General features: G+C 46.7%; 19 protein-coding genes and 1 pseudogene. 11 read left to right on the top strand and 9 right to left on the bottom strand.

What is annotated here, in order from left to right:
• The first annotated feature begins 52 nt into the window (after window positions 1-52).
• The gene (locus I8U27_RS12765) at window positions 53-1042 is read left to right on the top strand and encodes an extracellular catalytic domain type 1 short-chain-length polyhydroxyalkanoate depolymerase (protein ID WP_181752462.1); all 990 of its coding nucleotides are present in this window, start codon (window positions 53-55) and stop codon (window positions 1040-1042) included.
• Window positions 1043-1119: 77 nt separating this feature from the next.
• Here the strand turns inward: I8U27_RS12765 and I8U27_RS12760 are convergent, their stop codons facing one another.
• The 5 genes from I8U27_RS12760 to I8U27_RS12740 all read right to left on the bottom strand — a co-directional run bounded on the left by I8U27_RS12760 (window position 1120) and on the right by I8U27_RS12740 (window position 6445).
• The gene (locus tag I8U27_RS12760) at window positions 1120-2478 is read right to left on the bottom strand and encodes a GntP family permease (protein WP_181752461.1); all 1359 of its coding nucleotides are present in this window, start codon (window positions 2476-2478) and stop codon (window positions 1120-1122) included.
• Between the two features lie 36 nt (window positions 2479-2514).
• Window positions 2515-3708, bottom strand: a complete 1194-nt coding sequence (locus I8U27_RS12755; protein WP_181752460.1) for an iron-containing alcohol dehydrogenase — start codon at window positions 3706-3708, stop codon at window positions 2515-2517.
• A 282-nt stretch (window positions 3709-3990) separates the two neighbouring features.
• Window positions 3991-4773 (bottom strand): 3-hydroxybutyrate dehydrogenase, encoded by a 783-nt coding sequence (locus I8U27_RS12750; protein ID WP_181752459.1) that lies wholly within the window; start codon window positions 4771-4773, stop codon window positions 3991-3993.
• A gap of 285 nt (window positions 4774-5058) precedes the next feature.
• Entirely contained in the window at window positions 5059-5790 is a 732-nt protein-coding gene (locus I8U27_RS12745) for a polymer-forming cytoskeletal protein (protein WP_181752458.1), read from the bottom strand.
• Complete coding sequence (locus I8U27_RS12740) at window positions 5774-6445, bottom strand: DUF4004 family protein (protein WP_181752457.1); 672 nt, start codon at window positions 6443-6445, stop codon at window positions 5774-5776. The genes I8U27_RS12745 and I8U27_RS12740 overlap by 17 nt, the downstream gene beginning before the upstream one ends.
• 329 nt (window positions 6446-6774) lie before the next feature.
• On the opposite strand from I8U27_RS12740, the gene I8U27_RS12735 reads away from it, so the two are divergent.
• The 4 genes from I8U27_RS12735 to I8U27_RS12720 all read left to right on the top strand — a co-directional run bounded on the left by I8U27_RS12735 (window position 6775) and on the right by I8U27_RS12720 (window position 11541).
• A complete protein-coding gene (locus I8U27_RS12735) occupies window positions 6775-8073 on the top strand; it encodes an ABC transporter substrate-binding protein (protein WP_181752456.1) in 1299 nt (432 codons plus the stop codon).
• A gap of 59 nt (window positions 8074-8132) precedes the next feature.
• Window positions 8133-9107 carry a carbohydrate ABC transporter permease gene (locus I8U27_RS12730; RefSeq protein ID WP_181752455.1) on the top strand — a complete coding sequence of 325 codons (975 nt, stop codon included), beginning with the start codon at window positions 8133-8135 and terminating at the stop codon, window positions 9105-9107.
• Complete coding sequence (locus I8U27_RS12725; protein WP_181752454.1) at window positions 9107-9928, top strand: carbohydrate ABC transporter permease; 822 nt, start codon at window positions 9107-9109, stop codon at window positions 9926-9928. The genes I8U27_RS12730 and I8U27_RS12725 overlap by 1 nt, the downstream gene beginning before the upstream one ends.
• Before the next feature lie 83 nt (window positions 9929-10011).
• Window positions 10012-11541 carry an erythromycin esterase family protein gene (locus I8U27_RS12720; RefSeq protein ID WP_181752453.1) on the top strand — a complete coding sequence of 510 codons (1530 nt, stop codon included), beginning with the start codon at window positions 10012-10014 and terminating at the stop codon, window positions 11539-11541.
• A 170-nt stretch (window positions 11542-11711) separates the two neighbouring features.
• Here the strand turns inward: I8U27_RS12720 and I8U27_RS12715 are convergent, their stop codons facing one another.
• The 3 genes and pseudogenes from I8U27_RS12715 to shc form a co-directional block, all read right to left on the bottom strand.
• Complete coding sequence (locus tag I8U27_RS12715) at window positions 11712-12350, bottom strand: hypothetical protein (RefSeq protein WP_181752452.1); 639 nt, start codon at window positions 12348-12350, stop codon at window positions 11712-11714.
• Between the two features lie 268 nt (window positions 12351-12618).
• Window positions 12619-13052, bottom strand: a pseudogene (locus tag I8U27_RS12710) (DMT family transporter).
• 124 nt (window positions 13053-13176) lie between these two features.
• Window positions 13177-15063 carry a squalene--hopene cyclase gene (gene shc, locus I8U27_RS12705; RefSeq protein WP_181752451.1) on the bottom strand — a complete coding sequence of 629 codons (1887 nt, stop codon included), beginning with the start codon at window positions 15061-15063 and terminating at the stop codon, window positions 13177-13179.
• 448 nt (window positions 15064-15511) lie between these two features.
• Between shc and I8U27_RS12700 the strand changes: the two genes are divergently transcribed.
• Window positions 15512-16861 (top strand): protein kinase domain-containing protein, encoded by a 1350-nt coding sequence (locus tag I8U27_RS12700; RefSeq protein ID WP_220185971.1) that lies wholly within the window; start codon window positions 15512-15514, stop codon window positions 16859-16861.
• A 158-nt stretch (window positions 16862-17019) separates the two neighbouring features.
• Window positions 17020-17499: a DinB family protein gene (locus tag I8U27_RS12695; RefSeq protein WP_181752449.1), complete on the top strand. Its 480-nt coding sequence runs from the start codon at window positions 17020-17022 to the stop codon at window positions 17497-17499.
• A gap of 88 nt (window positions 17500-17587) precedes the next feature.
• On the opposite strand, the gene I8U27_RS12690 is transcribed toward I8U27_RS12695, so the two are convergent.
• Window positions 17588-18091 (bottom strand): mismatch-specific DNA-glycosylase, encoded by a 504-nt coding sequence (locus I8U27_RS12690; RefSeq protein ID WP_181752448.1) that lies wholly within the window; start codon window positions 18089-18091, stop codon window positions 17588-17590.
• Between the two features lie 148 nt (window positions 18092-18239).
• Between I8U27_RS12690 and I8U27_RS12685 the strand changes: the two genes are divergently transcribed.
• The 4 genes from I8U27_RS12685 to I8U27_RS12670 all read left to right on the top strand — a co-directional run bounded on the left by I8U27_RS12685 (window position 18240) and on the right by I8U27_RS12670 (window position 24723).
• Window positions 18240-19583: a GntT/GntP/DsdX family permease gene (locus I8U27_RS12685; RefSeq protein ID WP_181752447.1), complete on the top strand. Its 1344-nt coding sequence runs from the start codon at window positions 18240-18242 to the stop codon at window positions 19581-19583.
• Window positions 19584-19655: 72 nt separating this feature from the next.
• Complete coding sequence (gntK, locus tag I8U27_RS12680; RefSeq protein ID WP_181752446.1) at window positions 19656-21200, top strand: gluconokinase; 1545 nt, start codon at window positions 19656-19658, stop codon at window positions 21198-21200.
• Window positions 21201-21411: 211 nt separating this feature from the next.
• Window positions 21412-22017 (top strand): TetR/AcrR family transcriptional regulator, encoded by a 606-nt coding sequence (locus I8U27_RS12675; RefSeq protein ID WP_181752445.1) that lies wholly within the window; start codon window positions 21412-21414, stop codon window positions 22015-22017.
• 30 nt (window positions 22018-22047) lie between these two features.
• Window positions 22048-24723 (top strand): phosphoenolpyruvate synthase, encoded by a 2676-nt coding sequence (locus tag I8U27_RS12670; RefSeq protein ID WP_181752444.1) that lies wholly within the window; start codon window positions 22048-22050, stop codon window positions 24721-24723.
• The last annotated feature ends 153 nt before the right edge of the window (window positions 24724-24876 follow it).

The following is a 24876-nucleotide window of genomic DNA, read 5'->3' as shown; positions in this document are numbered from 1 at the left end:
GTTATCATTGAAATGATTCAAACAATACCAGAAGAGGTGGAGAGTTGTGAAAATGGCTCGTTGGATTACATTTTCTTCCATCGTCATCTCCTTGAGTTTGGTTCTCAGCGTCATACCCACCTTTCATCAAGCACATGCTTCCAGCTTTCTCACTAAAACCTCAACCGACGGACGCACCTATAAATTATATATTCCAAGTGGGTACACTCCAGAGACTCCTTTGCCACTCGTGGTGATGCTGCACGGATGTGCACAGAATCCCGACAATTTTGCGGCCGGCACCGAAATGAACCAATATGCTGAGCAGTATCACTTCCTGGTGGCTTATCCCGACCAGCCTTATTCAGCCAACCTGAGTAAGTGCTGGAACTGGTTTGACCCGCTGCACCAGTCACGCGGGAGCGGGGAACCTGCCTCTATTGCCCGGGTTGTCAATCATATTAAAGAAAGCTATTCTGTCGACAGCGACCGTGTCTATGTGGGAGGATTATCAGCCGGCGGAGCCATGAGCGTCATCATGGGGGCTGCTTATCCGGACATGTTTGCCGCCGTCGGAGTGAGTTCAGGACTCGAATATAAAGCGGCAACCAGCTCTCTGACTGCCTGGACAGTGATGATGAATGGAGGTCCCGATCCGGTCCAGCAGGGGAATCGTGCCTATCAAGCCATGGGAAGCTACGCACGTGTGGTTCCAGTCATCGCCTTCCACGGCACCAGTGACTATACCGTTTATCCGGTCAATGGACACCAGGTCATTTCCCAGTGGGCACAGACCAATGACCGTGTTTCTGACGGGAGTGACAACAACAATATTGATGATCACGCAGACCAGGTTGAAAACGGGCAAGTGACAGGCGGAAGGTCTTACACGCGGTCTGTTTACAAAGACCAGGCTGGCAACATTGTGATGGAAAAGATTATAGTAAACGGGATGGGGCATGCCTGGTCCGGTGGCACTTACACGGGCACCTATACAGATCCAACAGGTCCTGAGGCCAGCAAGATGATGTGGAATTTCTTTCAGAACCATCCAAAAAACTAGAGGGTTTCTCACTCTTTTTTAAAAGCAAGGCCCAAAAACTCCCCGTCTCTCATTGGCGGGGAATTTTTGGGCTTGATTCAGATGGAAAACAAAATAATGGCCAGGAACATCGCAGTCAGCGGAATGACAACGCTGAGAATAAAGATTGGCCCATAGGCCCGTTTATGGGATTCATTACAAATCGCGCGAATGGTGGTGACGATATATCCGTTGTGCGGAAGAGAGTCCAATCCCCCTGATGCCAGGGTAGCAACCCGGTGCATCGCGTTCGGATCAATCCCTTTTGCCATATAAATCGGTGCCAGAATCGGAAGGGCAATCCCCAATCCGCCGGAAGCTGATCCGGTCATTCCGCAAATTAATGTGACCGCAATTCCGAGGCCGAGCAATTCTGAACCCGGGATGTTGACCAGAGAGTCGACGACAGAGTTAAAAGCGGGCACTTTGGCCGCTACACTGCCAAATCCCACTACAGCACATGTGTTGGCGGCGGCAATCAGTGCGTCCTGAGATCCTGTTGCCAGCGAACCCCAGAACTTTTGGACATGTTTCCACATCAGAATCCAGCCCAGGCCAATACCTGTGACAAGAGAGATTAGCGCTGCCCCGGTCGATGACATAAATTTTGCCAGTATATTCAGAATTGCGATAACTGAAACCAACGGCAGTAGTGCAAATACAATATGGGGAAGATTTCTGATCGTTTTCCCTGATTTCTCCCCGCTCTCAAGGGCCGAAGCCGATTCCTCCGCGGACTTGCCGTGAGTATTTTGGGGAGCAGATGTCTGTTGATTGGGAAGAGAGAAGGTTTCTCCGTTAGCGACCGCTTTTTGTACCGCCCGTTTTAGATAGAAACCGCCGGAAACCATAATCAAAATCCCGATCATGATTCCGATGAACCCTCCGGCAGTCGGATCGGTGCCGAAAAATTTTGTCGGAATCAGATTCTGAATCTCGGGGGAACCGGGCGAAGTCATGGTAAAGGAAACGGAGCCAAAAACCATGGCCGCAGGAATAAACCGGTGCGGAAGGTTGGCATCGCGGAATAAGGCCACTGCAATCGGATAAACCGAAAATCCGACGACAAACAGGCTGACTCCCCCGTATGTCATAATGGCACATGCCGCCACTACGGCGAGAACAGCCCTTGAAGCCCCGAGTCTCCGTTTTACCCAGTCGGCAATGGCATCGGCTGCCCCGGTATCCTCCATTACTTTTCCAAAAATGGCGCCAAACAGGAAAATTAAAAACCAGGAGGCAAAATATCCGGTAAATCCGGTCATATAGTGTTTGGTCAGGGCTTCTTCCAGATTCAGTCCCCCGGCTGCGGCAACAACCACAGCACTGGCAAGAGCGGCAATAATAATATTGATCCCGCGCATCGTCATGTATATTAGTAATATCAAACCGGCAAACAGGCCAATCATACTCAGCATTCAACGATTCCCTCCCCATGTGTGCATATTATCCATTTACTGCACGTTCAAATTGGAAAAATCGTAGTCATAGCAAATATCATAAAGAGCTGCAATTTCTTCTTGAGCAGGAACCCTGGGGTTATTGGCGGGACTGCCGCTGTCAATGGCATCCGCCGCCATCTTTTCCACTGCGCGGGCAAATATACCGGGGTCAATCCCCCATTTTTTTATATTTGGAATGTTCAGATGCAAACAAAGCTTTTTGATCTCTACAATCGCCTCTGTCGCCGCCTTCTCGTCTGAAACCGCTTCCAGATCGTCGTTAAAAATTCGCCCGATGACCGCCAACCGCTCCATACAGGAATTTTTGCTAAATTCCAATACAGCGGGAAGCAACATGGCATTTGATATACCATGCGGAACATGAAAGACGGCTCCAATCGGGCGTGACATCCCGTGAACCAGGCAAACAGAAGCATTGGTAAAGGCCATTCCTGCTTTCATCGCCGCTAAAGCCATCGATTCCCTGGCTTCCATGTCCTGTCCGTTTTTATACGCTCTGTGAAGGTGTTGGCTGATCAATTCAATTGCCGACAGGGCCAACATGTCAGTCATTGGCTGGGCACGGCGCGAAATATAGGCCTCCACTGCATGGCAAAGGGCATCCAGCCCGGTTGCCGCTGTTACCTGGGGAGGAGAGGTAAGAGTAAGCACCGGATCTACAATCGCAACTGTTGGAATAAACGCCGGATCTTTGATCATCATTTTAACGTCTTCTTTGGTATTGGTGATCACGGTGACACTGGTTACTTCGGAGCCCGTTCCCGCCGTTGTCGGAACTGCAATGAGTGGGACAGGCTTTCTTTTTATCGGCTTTCTTCCTCCCGTGTAGTCACCAATATACCCTTCATTGGCAGCCAGCACAGCTACTGCCTTCGCTGCATCAAGGCAACTTCCGCCGCCAAGTCCCACAATCACATCACATTTTTCCTGAATGAAAATCTCAAGAGCCTCCTCTACATAGAGGTCGGTCGGCTCTGAATGAACTCCCAGGTAGGACACATGAGTCAAGCCTGCCTGCTCCAAAAACTTTTGACACCGGCTGGTATTTCCGATCTTTTCCATTATCCCGTCACTGATCAAAAGAGCCTTTTTACCCAGAAGCGAAACCTGTTCACCTATTTTCGCAAACGAATCACATCCGTAAAGAATTACGGACGGAATGCGAAATTCTGCAAATGATTGCATAAAACCCCTCCTCAAAAGGCCGCCGCCGGAAATATCAGTTTTCAACAAAATAGAGGGAAATCTGTTTTTGGGCCGATGATCTTGCGTACAACTGTCTTCAGTTACTCACAAAGCCGATCCCTTCATGCTGTTACCTGGATATAACTAAACGGTATTGGATATTTTTCTTCTTTAACAAAGTAAAATCCTTCATGTTTTTCTTAATTATTTTTTTATTGCGATTATCAAATAAGTGAAAAAACAGTTCTTTCATGTACACAGAGTATCGCCTGTCCCTATTTCTTATTGAGCCGTATATCCACCGTCAATCACAACAGGCCCCCCTGTGATTCCTCTTCCTTTCTCACTTGCCAAAAACACTGCATAATCGGCGATTTCCTCGACAGACAACAGTCGTTTTTGCGGAACGAGCGGATAAATGACTTCCTCCAAGACTCTTTCCAGGGGAACATTTCTCGTTTTCGCCAAATCTTGCAGCTGGTTGCGAACCAGCGGAGTGTCCACATATCCGGGGCAGAGAGCATTGACAGTAATGCCGTGGGAGGCACCTTCCAATGCGGCAACTTTTGTCAGTCCGATCACACCATGTTTGGCACTGTTATAGGCAGCTTTTCCGGCAAATCCAATCAGTCCGTTGATGGAAGCGATATTGATCACCCTGCCGGATCCTTGCTTTTTCATGATGGGAAACACATACTTGATCCCGATAAATGGTGCAGTTAGCATCACTTTAACCAGCTGTTCAAACTTTGCAGTAGGAAAATCCTCAATTGAAGACACATATTGCAAACCGGCATTGTTTACTAAAATATCCAGCCTTCCATATATTTGTACCGATGTGTGGATGGTCTGGCGAAACTCCTCTTCTTTTGTCACATCGCACTTGATTCCCACCGCTTCTGCCCCTTCGCTTTGCAACTGTTTGGCGGCAGATTGAGCGGCTTCTTCGTTCAGGTCAGCTATAACCACTTTCGCCCCTTCACTGGCAAATGCTTGCGCAATCCCCAGACCGATCCCTCCTGCCGCACCAGTGATCAGAGCTGCTTTTTGATCTAATGCTCTCATCCTTTCATCTCCTCCAATCATTTTCTTTCTGTGAAAGTATGTGTCTAAGGGGGAAGGCAAAATTCTGTCTCGCTCCCGATCAGCGCCCTGCAAGGAAGTAGGGATAACGTTCCAAAAGCTGCATAAGGAGACATACACAATCATTTTCTATTATTTTATATTGATCCCTTCCGAAAAAAATAATTTTATTAAAGCTGGCTGAACAGAAAGTACATCTGGTAACGGGCTGGTAAGCCGGCTTCTATCCAGGCACAAAAAAAGCAGAGGTTTTCTCTGCTTTTCCCTCTATATTTTTATCTGTTCAATCACGGTTGAATTGGGATTTACCTCCAGGGTGTCTGTGTATTCCACTTTCGCAATTCGGCAGCCGGGGCCGATATAAACATGATTTCCGCGTACCACATCTGCCTCTGTAAACTCAATATCCACTTTCGTTCCTTCAATCACTTTGGATTTCAGTCTTTGTGACGAGTGACGCCCGAGCCATTTACTCAGAAGGGTTAGCGACAGTGTCCGCGAATTGTCTAACTTCACATAGATCTCTTCCCCGCCTATTTCTTCGGCATAACTCCTCCAGCCGATTTTGATATCAATCAGCTGTGCATTGAGCAACCCTTTTATTTCAAAACCGCCCAGTGAGATAAACTCTTCGGTCTCCACTCCCCCATCGACTGCCAAATGTCCCACTGAGCTTATTTTATTTGACTTCAAATCCCCCTGAAAGGAACATTTTCCCTTGCTGCTCAGTTTCTCAACTGTTCCGCTCCCCTTGACTGTACAGTTTCCATGTACTTTAAAATTTTTAACTTCCAAATTGCCCTCAATGGAACCCGTGCCGTTCACATTCATTTCAGCCGATTTGACATCTTTGCAAAAAGTGCCGGCGCCATCCACTTTGATTTGTTTCGCTTCCACATCCCCGGTGATGACACCTTTTCCGGCGATCTTCACATAGTTAAATGTTCCGCCACTCTGATGGCTGTAACCGGAAATTTTTATATCATGTAACAATTCCATCAGCGCTCCCCTCCCGCCGGGCTGCATAATCATTTTCGCTCAAACGACGATGCAATTCTTTCCCCCACTCATCCAAATCTGCTGTCTCCAGTTCCTGTGTCCTGTCGTCTAAAAAAAAGGACGCGTTTTGATCTGCTAACAAATAGAGTTTTTCCCTGTTTTTTTGGCACATGATAAGCCGGTAAGAAGTGTTTTTCAATTGCGGCAGCCATTTTTTGATGCTGGCCGCCCATTCGGACATCTCCTTTTCTTCCAGCTTCCACTGCTGTTTCCACTTGCTCATAATTGCTAAAACAATCATTTCCATAAAAGTAAAATAGTCTTTCGGTCCGTGCTGTTGAAACTGGTCAATCACACCTTCATCCAGCCAGGGAATCTTCCGCAGCTCTTCAGCCGGAAACCGCCGGTCTGTAAATGTTGGAGACAAAATGGAGGCAAGCTCTTCAAGGGAATACTTTTCTTTGTTGTTCAGGATAAAAGAGATCCGCTTTAAAATCTTTTCCTTCACAAAATAAGTTTCTTGCCCCGTTGTTGTCGCTTGTTTGATAAACCAGGATTCCGGGATCAGCTTTTGTCTCTTCCAGCGATAAAGTTGTCCATATGAGATTCCCGTTAACGATAATAATTCTTTTTTTGAAATGAGCTCCTCACCCATGCGACATTCACATCCTTCTTATCGGAAACGAATGTAACAATGTTACATTAACGTCATCGTAACATTGTTACACGGAAACTGCAAGTGTTTTTCATAAAATTTTGGGTTCAAAAAAACGCCCTGTAAAAGAGCGATTATCTGATCATATAGCCATACCGCAACTTTTTCCTTTCTATCTGCCTTCATCTCTTGTTGCTTATGGATGTTATGATTTTAACTTTTATTACATCAAGATCTCTAGTATACTAAAGAGAGGGATGATTATTAATTTAATTAAAAATCTCTCTCTTCCATCAAAATGGCTTACATCATTAAAGGGGGGAACAACAATGAGAACCAAGTACTCTCGAATTTTTTCATGTTTAGCAATTTTATTACTTGTATTTGCAATGGTTGCCTGCAGCCAGAACGCCGGTCCACAGACCAAATCGGATGCCGGCAACAAAAATCAGGTCGAGATTTTCAGCTGGTGGACCGGTGCTGGTGAAGAAGACGGTTTGAAGGCTCTGATAAAACTTTTCAACGAAAAACAGCCGGATATCGAGGTCATTAATGCTGCTGTCGCCGGCGGGGCGGGTACTAATGCGAAAACGGTGCTTGCGACCCGGATGCAGGGAAATGATCCCCCGGATACCTTCCAGGTTCACGGCGGTTCCGAGCTGAATGACGGATGGGTGGCGGCCGGCAAGATGGAGCCTCTCAACGATTTGTATGAAAAAGAAGGATGGAAGGATAAATTCCCCTCTTCCTTAATTGAAATGGTAAGCAAAGACGGCAACATCTACTCCGTTCCCGTCAATGTCCACCGGGGAAATGTTCTCTGGTACAACAAAAAAATCTTTGAGCAAAACGGTTTAAAGCCGCCAACCACCTTTGAGGAATTTTTCCAGGTGGCTGATGCACTTAAAGCAAAAGGAATCACCCCGCTCGCCCTTGGCGACAAAGAACCCTGGACGGCTACTCACTTATATGAATCAGTGCTGCTGGGTACACTTGGCCCCGAAGATTACAACAAGCTGTGGAAAGGCGAACTGTCTTTTGATGACCCGCGCATCAAAGAATCTCTCAACACCTTTAAGAAAATGTTGACATACACCAACCAGGATCACGCCGCACGCAACTGGCAAGATGCTGCCCAGCTGGTAGGCAAAGGGGAAGCTGCCATGAACGTGATGGGTGACTGGGCCAAAGGATATCTGACCAACGATCTCAAACTCCAGCCTGACAACGATTACGGATGGGTACCAACTCCGGGAACTACCGGTTCTTTCATGGTTATTACCGATACTTTCGGATTGCCGAAAGGGGCAAAACACCCCGAAGCTACCAAAACCTTCTTAAGCGTATTGGGCTCTAAAGAAGGACAGGATGCATTTAACCCGTTAAAAGGGTCAATTCCCGCACGCCTCGACGCTGATGTCAGCAAATACGATATATACGGCAAACAGACGATTGAAGAATTTAAAAAGGCTAAACTTACTCCCAGCTTAGCTCACGGCTCAGCTGCTCCCGAAGGTTTTGTAACCGCATTCAACCAGCTGATCAATACCTTTGTCACACAGGGGAACGTGGATACAGCCGTACAACAGATCAAACAGGCAGCCGCGGCCAACAAAGTTTCGAAATAGAAGAATCAGTATGACAGGCGGCAGAATTCTGCCGCCTGTTTGTTAAAGGAGGACAAATTATGGCAGATCTCGCACCATCGACCGAGTCCGGTTCACTTACGCAAACGGCCAAGAGGAGCCAGCGCCGGCGGGAACGATGGATTTCCTTTTTGTTTCTGCTCCCTTCGATCATTACGATCGCTGTCTTTGTCTACGGGTTTATCGCCTGGACCGGCTACGTTTCCCTCACCAAATGGAATTCACTGGTGCAGGACCTCTCGTTTAACGGGCTGGCAAACTATCAGTTTTTATTTGATGATTTCCGCTTTCAGTCGGACCTGCGCAATACGGTTGTCTTTACCGTCATTTTTATCGCTGTTTGTATCGTTCTGGGACTGTTTCTAGCCACTTTGCTCGATCAGCGCATCCGGATGGAAGGACTTTTCCGCAATATTTTCATTTTCCCGATGGCACTGTCCTTTATCGTGACCGGTGTCGTGTGGCAGTGGATTTTTAACCCTTCAACAGGTGTCAATTTGTTTTTAAAAAAGTGGGGCATTGAGGAACCGCCGCTCTGGTATGTAAACACGAAGATTATTCCCGGTGTGGAATGGGGACAGATTCAGGCAGGTATTCCTCTGGCCATCATCGCGGTGGTTATCGCCGCTGTTTGGCAGTTATCCGGCTTTACCATGGCCATGTATCTGGCAGGGATTCGGGCGATCCCCGACCAGTTGCGGGAAGCTGCCCGTGTGGACGGAGCTACTGAATGGCAGATTTTCCGGCAAATCATCCTGCCGCAGTTAAGACCGATCACCTTGAGTGTAGTGATTATCCTGGGCCATATCTCCTTAAAAATCTTTGATCTGATCTATGCCATGACCGGGCCGGGGGCGGCCTTTGTCACAGATATGCCGGGTGTATATATGGTGGAAACAACCTTTAAGGGCAGCCACTATGGTCAGGGTGCCGCTATCGCAATTTTGATGCTCTTACTTGTCTCTTTGTTGATCATTCCCTATCTAATTTCCAACATGCGGAAGGAGGAAGCGTAATGGCGGCATCACGAAAAAGCCACATCTGGATCTACGCGGTTCTTCTTTTGCTAGCCGCCTTTTTTCTCATCCCGGTTTACCTGATGGTGATCACCAGCCTGAAACCGGCCAGCGAGGCGACACTTGCACAAATGTGGGATTTCCCTTCCACCATCGACTGGCAAAGCTATGTGATCGCCTATGAAAAACTGGCACCCAGTCTGATGAACAGTTTTTACCTGGCTATTCCGGCAACGCTTTTATCCTCTTTGCTGGGTTCACTCAACGGATATATTCTCGCCAAATGGCGCTTTCGCGGAGCAAACACGCTGTTTACGCTGATTTTATTCGGCATGTTTATCCCTTATCAAAGTATATTGATTCCACTGATTCAGTTTCTCCAACAGATTGGACTATATAACTCCATCCCGGGTCTCATTCTGGTTCACGTTGTCTACGGCATTCCCATTACCACTTTGATCTTCCGCAATTTCTACGCCGGTATCCCCACAGAGATCATCGAATCGGCAAAAATCGACGGCAACGGGATCTGGGGGGTTTATCAGCGGATTATCCTCCCGCTGTCCATTCCCGGCTTCGTAGTAGTGGGCATCTGGCAGTTCACCCAGATCTGGAATGAATTCCTGTTTGCCGTAACAATTACAAACACCACCCAGCAACCGATCATGGTCGCATTGCAGAATCTGGCCGGAAGCCAGATTGTCCAGTGGAATATCCAGATGGCCGGTTCTCTGCTGGCAGCGCTTCCGACACTGCTGGTCTATATATTTTTGGGCAGGTACTTTATCAGAGGATTATTGGCCGGATCATTAAAAGGGTAAAAGTCTGCCAAAAGCTCCCGGAGTGATCACTTTGGGAGCTTTTGTTTTTGGTGAAAGTGTATGTGGAGGGGCGTCCGTGATTTATGTTTTATTTAGTTCCTGTTCAGCTTCTGTTAATTTTAAGAACTTATAATATTGCCATAGAGGTGATGCTTTTGACAAAAAAAGCACGATGGTTATCAATAGGAATGGTGACAAGCTTTGTTTTTACTACCCTTTTATCGGGAAATACCGGCTTTGCGGCAACAGTTTCAACAAAAGAGGAGCCCGATTGGAGCAAATGGTTGCAAAAACACGCGGCCCCTGTAGAGAAACTGGCTCCTGTAGCAGGAGATTCCTATAAGGACTTACGTTTTTTGAAAAAGGCATTAAAAGGTAAACGTATTGTCCTCTTGGGCGAGAGTTCACATGGAGCGGCGGAATTTGATTCATCCAAGGCAAGATTGGTTCAATATTTACATGAAAAGCTGGATTATGATGTAATCGCTTTTGAATCACCGCTGGGTGAGGCTTATTCTGCCGATCTTCATGCGGCACAAAATCCACCACTGCAAACCATGAAAAATTCGATTTACGATGTATGGCATACTGAAGAAACACTTCCGCTGTTTGAGTACCTTAAAAAAGAGAAGAAAACCAAAGATCCGCTTATTTTATCCGGTTTTGATATCCATCCCACAGGTATTTACAAAAACTTTTTAAAAAGTTGGTTTCAAAAAGAAAGTCCTTCAATGGGAGAAAAGGCATATCAGCTGGAAATCCAATTTCAAAAATATTTTTGGAATGAATCAGATATTGTTCAATTCCATCTGGAAAAGACAAACATGATTGCTGCTTACCGGGAACTCTTGAAGTTTGTAAAAGACAATCAAACACAGTTATCCGCTATGTATCCCGGGCATCCCCAAGCAATAGCAACAACGGAATATGTTCTTCAGGACCGCATCGATACCGTCGAAAAAATCATGGAAAAAAAGATTTTGTCCAGAAAATACCTCCAGGAAGGAAATATTGAAGAAGCTGCCAAATACGCGGCTGAAGCCTCCGTATTGCGTGACCATGCAATGGCAAAAAATCTCACCTGGATTGCCGACACATTATATCCAAACAAAAAAATCATTGTATGGGGGCATAATTACCACATCCGCAAAGCAAATACACAAGTGGATCCCTATGGGGGTTTATATCCTACGATGGGAGAACTGCTGCCGGATCGTTTGAAAAAAGATTCATACGCCATCGGTTTGTATATGAACAGAGGCGTTTCCGCAGATAACCGGACTCCCATTCCTGTCCGTTATCCTCACCCGGAAGGAAGCCTGGAGTCGATCTTAAGCAAAAGCGGCCATGAAAATATCTTTGTGGACCTCCTGCACCAGAAAAATAAAAAAGGGACTTCATGGATGTTCACCAAACGAGGGGCACTATACTGGGGAGCAGATGAGGAACAATTGGTTCCGCGCGAACAGTATGACGGTATTCTGTTTATTGATGAAGTCCATATGCCTGACTATGTTGACACTAAAGGAACGCAAGCCCCATCGCAGAAACATACAGCAATCCATGCGATTCCCGAGCGATCTCTCTTAAACAGTAAACATAGCCTTCGCTAAAACGCAGATGGCTAATTATTTCTAAACATTCAAGACGTGACAGGCATCTAAGATTGTTATGCAAGCTGATCCTGTCACGTCTTTTATGTAGCTTCCAGTTTCATATTCACCTAAAAAACTCTTTCATCCTGTCATCGCGTAAACGATTTGATTCACTATTGAAGCATGAATTACCCCGCCCACTCATCCCCCGCGATCTTCCCCTGTTCCACCGCATAGGCATAGATGGGGCGGATTTTAAACTCATCCAGTGTCATCCTGCGTTCGGCCAGATATTTAAAGAAGGGTTCAGATTTGTACGGAGGGAGGCTCCAGCGGCTGTTCGCTTTGGACTCATGAAGGGGAACCAGCCTTTGTTCCGGGTCAACTTCAAACAGGTTAATCCAGTGTTGAATCAAGGCCTTGGCATGTTCTGATTCAAATACTTTTCCGATCCAGGGAAATCCGCTGCTTTTTTCCCGATAAAAAATGTTAAATCCCCTTTCATCACGTACGATTTGATACTTTTTGTTCTCCCAGAGAAGCGGTCCTTCCATATTCACGACGTTGATAACCGGCTCCCCTTCGTTCCATCCGTCTGCATATAAACTCCATTCCAATAGCATTGGATCCATTAAACCATCAGGGTCTCTCATATGCTCCACTTTTCCATAACCTGAATAAATCATCGCCAGCATCCGCTCTTCCCGTTTGCTTGCCAGCCAGGCATAGGTTCCGGCATAAATCTCAAACTCTTCATTTCCCCAAATCATTCCATATGATTCTTTCATTCGTTTTCGTTCTTTTTCTTTAAGTACCTTTTTGTCCATCAGTACCTTCTCCTTAATATGGGTATCTAATATCTGCTATTAACTATTTATTTTATATTTTGTGTATTATACATCCAATTTTGTCCAATGATAGAATGAGGTGATCAGGAAAGAAAACAACCCCCATTCACAAAACCTTTTGCAGCCCCTGTTACTATGGGGAATCGGAAAGCTGAAAGTGCACAGGAGCAAAAAGACAAAGTGTTAGTGCATTGCCTGCCTTCGTAAGCACATCACAAAAAGAGCATCCCTTTTACCGGATGCTCGATTATTTTCTATAAAAAAAGAACAAGGCAGCTGCCATTAGCAAGATAACGGCGATTCTGTTTCCATCGACCGGAATTTGCCGGCTGCCCATCAGCCCGAAGTGATCGATAATGATACTGATAAGCAATTGTTCTGCGATGACAACAATTAAAGTGGTCGCCACTCCGATCCTCGGGACACTCAGCACCATGATAAACACATACAAGGCACCGAGTAACCCCCCGGTTAGTTGCCATTTGGGGACAGATACAACAGACAAAATATTGCCTTTACCGAAAAAAATATTGACGAGAAGTAATGACAGGGTTCCGATGAAAAAGAGATGAGAGCTCCTTCCAGTGACCCGATCCTTTTTCCTAATGCTCCGTTTACTCCCGCTTGCATTCCGACGCCTACTCCAGCGAGCAAAGCCAGTAACATCATCAGTAGTCTCATTACATCCGCCCCATTTCAACGAATACAATTTCTTAAAAAAAAACCGGTTTCAACAGACCCGGAATCATTTATTAATGCTCTCAAGGTTCAACTCAAAAAAATCTCTTCAAACCTTCAATACTTCCTATCCGCTTTTGTATTTCTTCCTGTAATGAACCAGTGTAAGCAAAGGCCATATATATCTGTAACTGTGATAATGAATATAAAATTGCCCTGGCAGACCGGCTCCGGTCGGGTAGGAGGATTCCCAGCTCTCCTTTTCAAGTAAGCTGAGCAGGCATTTTACCCCTGACTGGATTGCAGGTGTAGGTTTATCATGGAAGGAAATGAGTGCGTCTAAAGCCCAGGCTGTCTGGGAAGGAGTTGAAGCCCGCAGCGGGACATACCTCTTTCTGAGATCACTGTAGCAGGACTCCCCCCACCCACCGTCGCGGTTTTGAATAGACAGTAACCATTGAATCCCTTTTCTCACCACAGGATGGTTGCGTGGAACCCGGACAGCTGCCATCCCGGTAAGGGCCGCCCAGGTACCGTAAATACCGGAAATTCCCCAGCGGCCAAACCATGAACCATCCGGGCGTTGATGGCGGTAAAGCCAGTTCCACCCCCTCCTTACAATCGGATGGTTGATCGTCCATCTCATCTCCCGTCCCAAAAATTCCAATGTCCTCCCCGTTAAATCCGCAGTTGACGGATCTCCCCATACAGGCCTCCCGTCTTTAAAAGGCAATAACTTCAGCCAGGCTTTATCCGTATTTCTTTCAAACGCCGGCCAGCCGCCATCTTTGTTTTGCATCGATAAGAGCCAGGACAGCCCCCGATCCCATGGGATTTTATGACGAACCTGACGGACAGAGGGAGCCAATGCTCTGAGACATGCCGCTGTATCATCCACATCCGGATTCATGGTGTTCACATCAGAAAAACCCCATCCGCCGGGAAGAACTCCGGGATTACGGATGACCCAGTCTCCCGATCTGGTATGCTGGCGTTGAAGAAGGTAACGAAGGCCTCGCCGAACCACCGGATGATCAGGCTTCATGCCTGCTTCTTGCAATGCATACAGAATTAATGAAGTATCCCAAACGGAAGAAGTTGTTTCCTGCAAATGGGCCTTCTGTCCGCTTTTCCAGACGAAAGAATACAGTCCTTTCATCGCTTTCTGAATTACAGGGTGATTCTTTTTATAACCCAGAGCAAGCAAAGCAACAATCATCAAAAAGGTGGAGCTAAAATAGCTGTACAGCGTTCCGTCCGGCTCAATCCGTTCCAGCATGAACCGCTCTCCCCACTGTACTGCTCTGGTATGAAGCTCCTTCCCGGACAGGGAAACATGAGCAAAAGCTGCACGAATCTCTTCCTTTGTCCAGATATGATCCCGGTTGTCCGGATAGCCAGGCTTTTTGACCGGCGGCAACCATTCAGATACGGCGGACTTTCCCGGCAGTTTCACTGAAAACTCCCTGTCGGCAGCGAGCAAAATCGGCGCTACATGTACACGAGTATATCCCACAAAATCAAAAAAATGAACCGGGAACCAGGAAGGGAGCAGAAAAATCTCAACAGGTATTTTTGGCAGATAAAACCAATCCAGATGCCCCAACAGGCAAAGAATAACCTTCGTCAGTGAACCGGCCTGACCCGTTCCCCCCTGTTCCAGAATAAATTCACGCGCTTTTCTCATCAAGGGGTCCCGTCTGTCTCTCACACCGGCATAGAGAAGAGCCAGGCTGGAGTCAATCGTCGCAGAAAGATTGCCTTCTTTTTCATCCTGAAAGAGTTTCCATGTCCCATCCCTGGTTTGTTTGCCAAGGATTCTCTGCAATAACGAACCGGTAAAACGGCTGTCACTCCTTCCTAAAAGCTTCATCAATAAAATCATATAAGCATCTGTCATCGTTCCGCTTTCAAAGCAGAAACTCCAGCGTCCATCCGTTTTCTGGCTTTTTGTCAGGAATTGGGTGAGATCTGCAATCACCTGATCCACTTGTTCTATGTATAAATATTTCATCCTGCCAGTCTCCTTACTCTCGCAACTTTTTCTTTTATGGATATTCAGTCAGAGTTTGAGGATGACTAACAGGTAACCTTAAAAATCCTCTGCCTGTGTTATGCAGGCCGGGGGATTGTCCCTTTTTGATTATTGCATATATTGCTGTTGCCCTATTTGTTGCGGAGGTTGTTGGGCCATTTGCATCCGGCCTCCCATTTGCGCCATTTAACCCGCGGTTACCGAACAGCAGCAGAACAAAAATTTATCCATAAAACACCACAGGAACAGGAAAATCTATGTATAATGGTTTAAAGGCATAACCATTCAGAACTTTTCACCACTCCGATGTGTCAACAGGGGGAGATTTTGGATCATCCCGTCCATCGAGGGGAAGTTTACCGGGACTTAAAAAGGTTTTCCGGTACAAAACAGATGAAGATAGGTGATACCAGTGGAAGGAAGGCAGTTGGGTGGGAGATATCAAATCATCCAACATGTGGGCGGTGGAGGGATGGCCAGCGTCTATAAAGCAAAAGACTTAATACTCAATCGTTTTGTCGCTGTTAAAGTGATGAACGAACAATCAAACCACGATCCTGATTTTATCCGCCGATTTATCCGTGAAGCCCAGGCAACCGCAAAATTATCCCATCCCCACGTAGTTAATGTACATGATGTTGGATATGAAGGTCAGACATACTATATGGTTATGGAATATATGGAAGGCCCTACACTGAAACAATGGATTGCACGCCGGGGTTCCCTGTCATTTGAAGAAATAATCTCCATTGCTGTCCAGATTTGTGAAGGTTTAACCCATGCACATGAACAGGGGATTATCCACCGTGATATTAAGCCCCACAATATCATGTCAACCTCGGACGGGCGATTTAAGGTAACCGACTTTGGCATCTCCCGCTCCATCCGGACCTCTTCAACGATTACAAAAGCAGGAACGGTGATGGGGTCCGTCCATTACTTCTCCCCGGAACAGGCACGCGGCTTAGAGATCGGGTTCACATCGGACCTTTATTCACTGGGTGTGGTCCTTTACGAGATGGCAACAGGCCGGGTTCCCTTTGACGGTGACGAACCGGTTGCCATCGCGTTAAAACATGTGCAAGAGCCCCTTCCCGATCTCCGAAAGTTTAACCCTCAACTCCCCGAAGGAATGGTCCGCGTCATCCAAAAGGCCATGGCTAAAGACCCGAACCATCGATACCAATCTGCTGATGAGATGAGACAGGCCCTGGAGCAGGTACTCTCGTCTAACCGGACCATAACCGCCAACAACCGGGAGATGAGTTTCAACGATCCGGCAACCCGCCGGACAGTTACCGAAAAATCGTACAACATTGAATTACATTCCGGGCAATTCCCCCCCAGAAACGACCGGATAAGCAAAACCTACCTTTTAAAGAAAAATAAAAATACCGGCAGGAAAAAAGCTGTATTCAGCCTTATTACAGTAGTATGTGTTCTTATCTTATTATTTTTCATTTTTCAAGTTGTACAACCCGGGAAACCGAACGCAGACAATTCCAATCAAACGGTAACCAATCCGCCCGACAATAAACAGCATAAAAAAGGGAAAAGCGTATATGTCGGTTCATTTACAAGCCGGGAAAACGCCGAAAAACTAATGCTGACCCTAAAAGACAAAGGGATTGCCTCCAGGATCCAGAAAGCGGAAGTTTTCGGGGAAACAAGGTACCGTGTCCGCATCGGGAATTTCCAAAAACAGGAAAAGGCAGAAGCGATGTTGGCGAAAGTAAGGCAAATGGGATTTAAAGACGCATATATTTGGGAAAACTAAGTTTCATTCAAGCCATTATACTAAACAACCATATATTCCTGTTTATTTTTGAAAAAGCGGTCATTTTTCTGATCGCTTTCTTTCATTTTCAACTTTATTCCCACTTCATGATAAAATACAAATGAAATACCAATTTTTTCGGAGGGTGGGAGTTTATGATGGATCATTTTATAATTGGACAAATGGTGATGTTTCGGGGGCGTTTACTTGAATTTATACAAACAGTCACTGAAGCTGAGGCGGACCGGATGCCAAAAGGTTTTAACAACACAATTCGTTGGAATATGGGCCACATCTTAACAGTTACTGAAAACTTTTTATTTGGTTTCACCAATACGGAGATAAAGCTTCCCCAAAACTATAAGGAATTGTTCTCGCCCGGAACAAAGCCGGCAGATTGGACAGGAGATGTACCTTCCCTGGAAACATTAACATCTCAACTGCAAGATCAAACGGAACGGATTAAAGATATATTTGGTTCCCGCTTAGAGGAAAAATTAGTTAAGCCATTTCAATTTCCAAACGGATTTACTATCGAAACAGTGAGCCAGGTCATTAGTTTCTTAACTGTACATGAGGGAATACATATGAGTTGGATGAAAGCATTAAAGCGTGTGATTGAAGCTCAAGCAGAATAAGAGATTGAAAGAGAGTGGGTCAATGCCCGCTCTTTTTGCTTTTCGGAGAGCAGTTGATTTGATCAGCTTGTATCATATGCCGGATCTGTTACCCGGACAGATTCGCCAGCTGCTTATAAATCTCAACAATCTCATCCAATTTCATTCTGACAAGGCCGCTTGACGATGGGGCAACAAAATCTCGAACGCCGGAGACAACAGGGATTTCTTGAAGCCCCCATTCCGCCTTTTTTCTGCCGCTGTAAGCCAGATACACACCTTTGCCCACAAAGCAAACCATCTTCGGACAGTATTTTTCAATTCTCCTTTTCAGCTTTTCTTTTCCATCCTTGTACTCTTCCCTGGTGATCTCTGCCGCACTCCGGGTCGGTCTGGAAACGATGTTGGTAAGCCCGTACCCGAGGCGAAGCAGCTCCCCGTCCTCTTCCGCTTTATAAAGTCGTGGTGTAAGCCCCGCCTGATAGAGAATTTTCCAGAACCGATTATGAGGATTGGCGTAATGGTGCCCGGTCTCGCCCGACATCAGGCTGGGATTAAAACCGACAAACAGGAGATTCAGGTGGTAAGTAAGATGGTCAGGGATTGGCTTCAAGTAAAATCACCCGTCTTTCTAGTAGAATTTTGTTGTTGTATCTGTTATTTTTCATCATACAGATCGTGGCAGACCGGGGAAACCCCTTGAAGAAAAATTGGATGAAGCGATTTCATTATGTTAAAAATAAATAAGAGGAGGAATAGTAATGTCAAATTCTATGTTGATCTTCGTTGCAATCGCAGGTATTTTTCTTTTGTTATACTTAGTCATCCGCACAAAACTTCATGCATTTGTTTCTCTTTTATTGGTAAGCTTGCTGGTGGGGTTTGCCGCTGGTATGCCGTTAAGCAACGTAATTGAATCGATTGAGAAGGGGATGGGGGGGACACTCGGGTTCGTTGCCGTCGTCGTCGGGTTGGGTGCCATGTTCGGACAGATGTTGGAAGTGTCCGGCGGCGCTGAAAGGCTGGCGCAAACATTGACCGGAAAATTCGGTGAAGATAAGGCGCAATGGGCACTGGGGATTACCGGTTTTATCGTTGCCATTCCCGTCTTTTTTGATGTCGGCTTTATTATTCTTGTTCCCATCGTCTATGGGCTGGCCAAGAAAACCGGAAAATCTCTTTTGTATTACGGGATTCCGCTATTGGCCGGTTTGGCGGTTACACACAGCTTTATCCCGCCGACACCGGGGCCGATTGCCGTTGCCGATCTGATCGGGGCTGATCTGGGATGGGTTATTTTATTTGGCGCACTTGCGGGAGTTCCGTCAATGATTGTCGCCGGACCTTTGTTTGGAAGGTTTATCGCCAAGAGAGTTCATGCCACAATTCCCGATTATATGAATATGAAAGAAAGGGAATCTGATAAAGAGCTTCCCAGCTTTGCAATGATTACCAGCATCATTCTTATTCCGCTGGTTTTGATTTTGATGAATACGATTTCGGATGCATTGCTCCCCAAGGAAAACGGAATTCGTACCGTGTTGACATTTCTGGGCCACCCGTTTGTGGCGTTGATTATCGCCACGTTGCTGGCCTTCTATTTCCTTGGCATCAAACGGGGATATTCCAGACAGGAGGTACAGGATATTGCCACCAAAGCGCTTGAGCCGGCAGGGATTATTATTCTGGTTACAGGTGCGGGGGGTGTGTTTAAACAAGTATTGATTGACTCTGGTGTAGGTAAAGTGTTGGGAGAAATGATGGCTGCCTCCGCCCTGCCGCCGATCTTGCTTGCATTCCTGATCGCAGCTGTTGTTCGTGTGGCCCAGGGGTCGTCCACTGTATCCATGGTAACCGCCGCGGGATTGATGTCCCCGCTGATCAACAGCCTCGGGCTGAAAGGCCCCGTGTTGGGATTGCTGGTTATTGCCATTGCAGCAGGGGCAACCATCGCGTCACACGTCAACGATTCCGGATTCTGGCTTGTAAACCGTTTTTTCGGGCTGAGTGTGAAAGACACTCTCAAATCCTGGACAATCATGGAAACCTTAATCGCTGTCACAGGGTTTGTGGTCGTGTTTGTCATCGGTCTGTTTATGGGATAAACTATACCATTGGAGTAAGGACTGGTTGCATTCCTTGCTCTTCCGTTATTTAAGAAACTGGGAGGCCGCTGTATGACTCGCAAACAATATACCATAGGTGTGGACATCGGGACCACGAGCACAAAAGCGGTTCTATTTGGTGAAGGTGGTAAAATCATCGCCCACCACAACATTGAATACCCCTTGTTTACCCCCACGCCTTCCACTGCCGAACAAGATCCGGAAGAAATATTTCAAGCCGTTGTGGCCACAATTAGAGAGACCGTAAAGAAAAGCAGGGTCAACCCTCAAAAAATCATGTGTGTATCCTTCAGTTCAGCCATGCATAGCGTGATTGCCATGTCCAAAGAAGGGAAACGCCTGTCCCGCTGCATCACCTGGGCAGATAATCGAAGCGCGGGATGGACAGAGAAAATCAAGAAAGAGATGAACGGACATAACGTTTATCTGCGGACGGGGACACCCTTGCATCCCATGGCCCCCTTATCCAAAATATGCTGGTTGCGCCACGAGAAACAAGACATTTTCTCTCAAACATATAAATTTATTTCTATTAAGGAATATGTCTTTTACAAACTGTTTGATTGCTACCTCGTTGATTATTCCCTTGCTTCCGCGACCGGAATGTTTAATTTGAAAGAATTGGATTGGGATGAGGAAGCTCTTGAAATTGCCGGCATTACCAAAGACCAATTGTCCCGCCCCGTGCCAACTACTTACGTGGTCAGAGACCTTGACCGCCAATATGCATCAGAAATGGGGCTCCTGCCTTCAACTCCGTTTGTCATCGGGGCCAGTGACGGTGTTCTCTCAAATCTTGGGATCAATGCCATTGAACCCGGAGTCATCGGAGTGACCATCGGAACAAGCGGCGCGATCCGGACAGTCGTCGACCGTCCGGAAACAGACCCGAAAGGCCGTATCTTTTGTTATGCGTTAACCGAAAATCACTGGGTTATTGGCGGACCAGTCAATAACGGAGGCATGATTTTCCGCTGGCTCAGAGACGAATTGGCTGCTTCCGAGGTGGAAACCGCCAGGCGTCTCGGGGTTGATGCCTATACTTTGTTAACGGAGATCGCCTCCCGGGTGTCGCCCGGTTCGGACGGACTGATTTTCCATCCCTATCTGACCGGAGAACGGGCCCCTCTATGGAACGCGGATGCGAGAGGGTCCTTTTTCGGCTTAAGCATGCATCATAAAAAAGAGCATATGGTCCGTGCCGTACTTGAAGGGATTATGTTTAACCTGCATACCGTTCTGCTTGCCCTTCAGGAAATCATTGGTCTTCCCAGTAAAGTACAGGCCACCGGAGGATTTGCCAGATCAGAACTGTGGCGGCAGATGATGGCCGACATCTTCAACCAGGAAGTAACCATTCCGGAAAGCTATGAAAGCTCTTGTCTCGGCGCGGCCATTCTGGGCATGTACGCTTTGAAGAAAATTAATTCGTTGTCCGTTGTTTCAAAGATGGTTGGCGCCACCCATCAACACCGGCCGATTCCGGAAAATGTGAAAGTATACAATGAACTGATGCCCATCTATATTCGTCTCACAAGGAAACTGGAAGAAGAGTACACCATCATCTCTGATTTTCAAAGAAAATGGTTGACATAGCATAACGGGAGTGTACTCCTGTCCTCTGCACTGATTGATAACCAAACAGGTTTTTAGGAAAACAGCGGCCTTTCCCTGCAAATACAGGAAAAGGCCGCTGTTTTATTCATTTCAAATCACATAAGATTCGGAACTTGAAAAGCAATAGTACCTGCAGTACTATAAAAGTATCTATAGTACTGGACAAAATAATCAAAAAAGGTAGTGAACCATGGAAATCAAGGACAAAACACAACGGAAAATTATTGAGTTTGCAACAAACAAAATCTTCACCAGGGGCTATTCAAACGTATCAATCGCTGACTTTGCTTCCGAGCTGAAAATAAGCAAATCCACCTTCTACAAATATTTCGCGAGCAAAGAAGCGTTGTTATATGAAGTGCTTAAGCATTTTTTTCGTAAAATTGAAGCAGAGTTTGATGAAATCCTGGCAAATCCGTCTCTTCATTTAATCGATCAAATTAAGCAACTGCTGTTTACGGTAAGCCAACGGGTCGCGAAAATCGATACCCCGGCCATTCACGATCTGAAAAGGGCCATGCCTGAGGCTTATGTCCAGTTTGATGAGCATCGCAAAAACCTGATTTTAAATAAACTGGCTCCTTTGTTTCAAAAAGGGGTCAAACAAGGTTATTTTCGTGAAGATCTGGATCAGACACTTGTGATTGCAATTTTAATGAATGCGATTCAAACCCTGGCAAATCCGGAATTCCTGGCAAACACGCCTTATACATTTCATGATGTATTTAAACATATTTCCACCCTGATCATTGAAGGAAATTTAACGGCTAAAGGAAGAAAACAATTTCATGCATGACCCGACTAAATGAAAAAGAGGGTGAATCCGATGGGTTCCTATGTGTTAACCTTTCCGGAAATCGATAAAACCAGCCTCCCTTCCGTCGGGGGAAAAGGGGCCAATCTGAGCGAATTGACCAGGGCCGGTTTCCCTGTCCCGCAAGGATTTTGCGTTACCACCGCCGCTTATCGCAAATTTGTGGAAACAAGCAGTAAAATCGGTGAGTTTTTTGAGCGCCTTGACCGGTTGAACCCTGATCAGCTGGAGCAAATCCGGGAAGCCGGCAAACAGATCCGCGATCATCTGGAATCCTTACCCATGCCATCAGATATCCGTTCCGCTATTTTACGGGCATGGGCGGAGACGGGCACTGACTCCGCTTATGCCGTCCGGTCCAGCGCCACTGCTGAAGACTTGCCAACCGCTTCTTTTGCAGGTCAGCAGGAAACCTATTTAAACGTAAAAGGGGAAGAGCAACTTCTGCAAGCTGTCCAAAAATGCTGGGCCTCCTTATTTACGGATCGGGCCATCACCTACCGGATGAAAAACGGGTTTAGCCATCGTAAAGTTTTTCTTTCGGTCGTTGTACAGCAAATGGTATTTCCCGAAGTTTCCGGAATTATGTTTACCGCAGATCCGGTTACCGGGCATCGTGAAACTGTCTCCATCGATGCCGGCTTCGGACTGGGCGAAGCGCTTGTCTCCGGCATTGTATCGGCAGATCTCTATCAGGTGATCGCCGGAAATATAACGAAAAAACAGATTGCCGACAAGAAAAAGGCTATCTATGCCCTGCCGGAGGGAGGCACGCAAACATGTGAGTTATCCCCGGAAAAGCAAACCGTACAGGCACTGCCCGATGAAAAAATTCTGGAGTTAGCCGCGCTGGCAAAGAAAATAGAAGACTATTACGGATGTGAACAAGATATTGAGTGGTGCCTGGCGGAAGGAAAATGTTTCATCCTGCAAAGCCGCCCCATTACTTCACTGTACCCGGTGCCAAAAACAGCAGATGACCAAAAGTTACACGTTTTCTTATCCTTCGGTCACCAGCAAATGATGACCGAAGCATTGCGCCCCTTAGCGATCTCAATCATGCGAACCATTCTTCCCTTCGGCAAGAAGGAGCCGACTGCCGAAACCGGCATAGCGGCAGAAGCGGGAGGCCGGTTATATATAGACCTGACCCCTCTTTTATATACAAAACCGGGCCGAAAAATCATTCCCCACCTTCTCGGCAATATGGATGAATTGATGAGCAACGCCATCTCCCAGGTGATTGAACGGGGGCGGTTACAGAAAGAAGCCCGGCCCGGCAAGGAATTGCGCAGAAATGTTCTTCGCATTTTGCCGCCTGTTCTGATCAAGGTCATCGGAAATCTTTTGTTCCGCGACACTTCAAAAGCCATTCAAATCTGTGACACGGTAATGGAAAGGATGGTTGCCGAAAGCAAAAAGGAACTGGCTCATGTTTCGGGAGTACAGCGCATCATCCGTATTCAGGAAAATGCGGGCTCCCAGATGCTAAAACTATTCTCCCATTTTGTCCCCTATCTCATCACAGGGATCGTCACGACGAAAATGATCCGTCATTTATCCATACGCTGGTTGGGAGATGACCGGGAAATTCCGTTACTCAACCGGTCCCTGCCGGGAAATGTCACCAGTGAGATGGGGTTGGCTCTCGGTGATCTGGCGGATATAGCCGGAAAATATCCGGAAGTCACAGCATACCTGCCCCGGGCAGAGGACCAAACCTTTTATGAGGGATTACGTGAAGTTGCAAACGGAGAGGTTTTTGCTTCGGCATTTAAACAGTTTATAGACAAATACGGCATGCGCTGCCCCGGAGAGATCGACATCACCAAACCACGCTGGCGGGAATCACCAACAATGCTCGTTCCCGCCATATTGAGCCATCTGCAAACAGGGCAACCGGGAGAACACCGGCTTAAATTTCAACAAGGCTTCAGCGAGGCGCAACAAGCGGGTGAGACCCTGCTCAGGCGGCTGCGCAACACGCGAAACGGGCGGTTAAAAGCAAGATGGATGTCTCACCTGATCCGGGTATACCGGGATGTGACGGGAATCCGCGAACACCACAAATTTACCTTGATTCGGCACCTCGACCTTTATAAACAGGCCATTTTGGATGAAGCCCGCCAATTGGTGAAGCAAGGAATACTCCGGCATGAGACAGATGTGTTTTATCTGGGCTTAAACGAAATCGCAGCCATCATGGAAAACCGTTTTACCGGCTCAGTGCCCGAACTGATTGAACAGCGTAAAAAAGATTACGAATGGCATCAAAAGCTCACCCCGCCCCGGGTGATCACAAGTGAGGGGGAAGTGATCACGGGTGTGCGGCGCGATATTCAGGCTCCGGCAGGCTCCTTGCCCGGAACACCTGTGTCCGCAGGTATAGCCGAAGGTTATGCCCGTGTCGTCTTAAATCCGGATAAAGCCAGCCTAAAACCGGGAGATATCTTAATTGCCCCCTTTACAGACCCCGGATGGACACCTTTCTTTCACCCCGCCAAAGCACTGGTGATGGAAGTGGGAGGTTTGATGACCCACGGAGCAGTGGTTGCCCGCGAGTATGGAATCCCGGCGGTTGTCGGTGTCGAAGATGCAACCAAAAAAATAAAAGACGGCCAGTATATCCGGGTCGACGGATCACAGGGATTTGTTCAAATTTTGGATGATAAGCACACCCATGCATAGAGACAAAAAGTCCGCAATATATTCTTTTCCACCTGGCACAGCCAGGCATTTTATATATGTATGAGATATTTCAAAATCGACCAAAATATCTTTATCGAATATTAATTAATTTTTAAAACATTTTATCCAATTTTTGTATTATAATTGATTGTA

The sequence above is a fragment of the Paenactinomyces guangxiensis genome, assembly GCF_016055185.1.
GTDB classification, from domain to species: Bacteria; Bacillota; Bacilli; order Thermoactinomycetales; family Thermoactinomycetaceae; genus Paenactinomyces; species Paenactinomyces guangxiensis.
Note: the sequence above shows the minus strand (reverse complement) of the source record. Positions and strands in the feature narration are given on the sequence as shown.